This window comes from Kitasatospora nipponensis (assembly GCF_039528135.1).
Lineage (GTDB): Bacteria > Actinomycetota > Actinomycetes > Streptomycetales > Streptomycetaceae > Kitasatospora > Kitasatospora nipponensis.
Genome location: NZ_BAAALF010000361.1, coordinates 1 through 3415, shown reverse-complemented (window position 1 = coordinate 3415; position 3415 = coordinate 1). Strand labels below are relative to the sequence as shown.

General features: G+C 75.5%; 3 protein-coding genes. 2 read left to right on the top strand and 1 reads right to left on the bottom strand.

Annotated elements, in window-relative coordinates; all coding sequences use genetic code 11:
• On the top strand, nt 1-1022 hold a 1022-nt coding region (locus ABD323_RS40100; RefSeq protein WP_344447046.1), incomplete at its 5' end, for a thioesterase domain-containing protein.
• Entirely contained in the window at nt 1016-2323 is a 1308-nt protein-coding gene (locus ABD323_RS40095; RefSeq protein ID WP_344447045.1) for an MFS transporter, read from the top strand. The genes ABD323_RS40100 and ABD323_RS40095, both read left to right, overlap by 7 nt.
• A 68-nt stretch (nt 2324-2391) precedes the next feature.
• Here the strand turns inward: ABD323_RS40095 and sucB are convergent.
• The coding region (gene sucB / locus ABD323_RS40090) for a 2-oxoglutarate dehydrogenase, E2 component, dihydrolipoamide succinyltransferase (protein WP_344447044.1) at nt 2392-3415 on the bottom strand (1024 nt) is incomplete at its 5' end.

Sequence of the window (3415 nt, the reverse complement as noted above, 5' to 3'; positions counted from 1 at the left end):
GCGCCGAGGAGAGCTTCTTCGACCTCGGCGGCCACTCCCTGCTCGCCACCCGCCTCATCTCCCGGGCCCGCACCGAGCTGGGCCTCGGCCTCGGCATCCACGACCTGTTCAACGCGCCCACGGTCGCCGCGCTGGCCGACCGGCTGGCCGACGCCACCGAGCACGACTCGCTGGCCCCCCTGCTCCCGCTGCGCGCGGGCGACGGGCGGACGCCGCTCTTCTGCGTGCACCCCGGCGCCGGCATCGGCTGGGTGTACTCGGCACTGCTCGACCGGCTCGACGCCGACCAGCCCGTGTACGCCCTCCAGGCACGCGCCCTGCGCGACCCGGACGCGCTGCCGAAGAGCGTCCCGGACATGGCGGCCGACTACGTGGAGCAGATCCGCCGGGTCCAGCCCACCGGGCCCTACCAGCTGTTGGGCTGGTCGTTCGGCGCGCTGGTGGCCCAGGCGATGGCGGTCCACCTGCAGGGCCTGGGACAGGAGGTGGCGCTGCTGGCGCTGCTGGACGGCTACCCGGCCCAGGAGCCCCAGGAGCCCCAGGAGCCGCAGGAGGGCGCGGACGCCCCGGACCCCGCCACGGCCCCCGAGCCCGACACGCTCGCCGACCTGCTCGCCTCGCTGGGCCACCGGCTCCCGGCCGCCCCGCAGGGTGCCCGGGAAGCGGCCGGGCCCCTGGAACTCGCCGACTTCGTCCGGCTGGCGAGTGCCGGTGACGGCCCGCTGGCCGGGCTGGGCGAGGAGGTGGTCGCGGCGCTCGGCACCGCCTTCGTCGGCCACGCGCGGCTCGACCTCACCCACCGCCCGCAGGTGTACCGCGGCGATGCCGTCTTCTTCTCGGCGGCGCTGGAGACCGACGGCACCTCGGTCGCGGACTGGGCTCCGTACCTCACCGGAGCGGTCGAGCACCACGCGATCGACTGCGAGCACGGCGACATGATGCGCGCCGAGCCCGCCGCCCGGATCGGCGCCCTGCTGGCGCCCGCGCTGCTGGCCCACCGCACCCCCCGGCGCCCGTGCTGAGGCGCCCGGCCGCCACCGCGCGGCCGCGCGCGCTGGGCCACCGCGACTTCCGGCTGCTCTGGATCGGCCAGTCGGTCAGCGAGGGCGGCAACGCGGCGACCCGGGTGGTGCTGCCGCTGGTCGCGGTCACCACCCTGCACGCCTCGGCCTTCACCATGGGCCTGCTGAGCGCCGCCGCCTGGCTGCCCTGGCTGCTGATCGGCCTGCCGGCCGGTGCCTGGGTGGACCGGGTCCGCCGCCGGCCGGTGCTGATCGGGGCCAACCTGCTCTCGGCGGCGGTCCTGCTGGCGGTCACGGCCGCCGCCTGGCTGCACCGGCTCACCGTCGGCCAGCTGCTGCTGGCGGTGGCGCTCTGCGGCGCGGCCAACGTCTTCTTCAGCGCCGCCTACGGGGCCTACGTCCCCGAACTGCTGCCCGAGGAGCTGCTGGTCGACGGCAACGCGAAGCTCGAACTGAGCGGTTCGGCGGCGGAGTTGGTGGCCCCCAGCGCCGGCGGGGCGCTGGTCCAGGCGGGCGGCGCGGCGCTGGGCTTCCTCGCCGACACGGTGAGCTTCCTGCTCTCCACGGCGCTGCTGGTCCGGATCCGGACCACCGAACGCCCCCCGGCGGTGCGCACCGGCGGCTCGCTGCGCGCGGAGATCCGCACCGGTATCCGCTTCCTGACCGCCGACCCCTACCTGCGCACGATCCTGTTCTGCGACGCCGGGATGAACCTCTTCCTCTGCGGCAGCCAGGCGGTCGTGGTGCTCTTCCTGAGCCGCACGGTGGGCCTGGGCGGTGGCTCCATCGGGGTGCTCTTCGGCCTGGTGGGACTCGGCGCGGTGGCCGGCGCGGCGCTGGCCCCGCGGCTCGGTGAGCGGCTGGGCTCGGCCCGGGCCCTGCTGCTCTGCGCTCTCGGCGGCACCCCGTTCGGGCTGCTGGTCCCGCTGACCGGCCGCGGCGCGGGCCTGCTCGCCTTCCTGGTCGGCGACTTCTGCCTGACCGCCGCCGTCGTCGCGAGCAACGTGATCATCATCAGCTTCCGGCAGGCCCGCACCCCGCCGGAGCTGCTGGGCCGGGTCGGCTCGGCGATCCGCTTCGTGATGTACGGGACCATCCCGCTGGGCGGCCTGCTGGCCGGGACGCTGGGCTCGGCGGTCGGCCCGCGGGCCACCCTCGGGGCGCTCTACGCCGGCGCGGTGCTCTGCTCGCTGCTCCTGCTGCGCGGACCGCTGCGCACCCTGCGCACCCTCCCCGATCCGGAACCGACCCCCGCCCCGGAACCCGAACCCACTCCGGAGCCCACCCCCGCCCGCCCCTGAGCGCGAACGGCGACCGCCGGTGCCCCCCTCGCGGGGTGCACCGGCCGTCGCCGTGGAGCGGGTGGGACCTACAGGCCGAGGTCGCCCTCGAAGGCGCCCTCTTCCAGGCGGGCCTTGACGGTGCCCAGGAAGCGGGCGGCGTCGGCGCCGTCGACGATCCGGTGGTCGTAGGACAGGGCCAGGTAGACCATGTCGCGGATCGCGATCGTCTCGCCCAGGTCCGGGTGGTTGATGACCACCGGGCGGCGCACGGTGGCACCGATGCCCAGCATGGCCACCTGCGGCTGGTTGAGGATCGGGGTGTCGAACAGCGCGCCGCGCGAACCGGTGTTGGTCACCGTGAAGGTGCCGCCGGCCAGCTCGTCGGGCTTGAGGCCACCGTCGCGGGTGCGGGCCGCGAGGTCCGCGACCTTCTTCGCGATACCGGCGATGTTGAAGTCACCGGCGCCGTGGACGACCGGGACGAAGAGGCCCTTCTCGGTGTCCACCGCGATGCCGACGTTCTCGACGTCGTGGTACGTGATGGTGTCGTCGTCGTTCACCCGGGCGTTGACGACCGGGTGCACCTTGAGCGCCTCGGTGGCGGCCTTGATGAAGAACGGCATCGGCGAGAGCTTGACGCCCTCGCGCTGCAGGAAGCCGTTCTTCGCCTTGGCACGCAGCTGCATGACGCGGGTGACGTCGACCTCGACCACGGTGGTCAGCTGCGCCGACACCTTGAGCGACTCGACCATGTGCTTGGCGATGGCCTTGCGCACGCGGGTCATCGGCACGGTCTGGCCACGCAGCGGCGAGGCGACGACCGGGGCGGCGGCCTTCGCGGCGGCGGGCGCCGCGACGGGGGCGGCAGCGGCGGCCTTGGCGGCGGCCTCGGCCGCGGCCACGACGTCCTGCTTGCGGATGCGACCACCGACGCCGGTGCCGGCGACGGAGGAGAGCGCGATGCCGTGCTCGGCGGCGAGCTTGCGCACCAGCGGGGTCACGTAGGCGTCACCGGCGTCGACCGCGGCAGCGGCGGCCGGAGCCGGCGCGGCCACGGGGGCGGCCGGGGCGGCCACCGGCGCGGGGGCCGGGGCAGCGACCGGAGCCGGG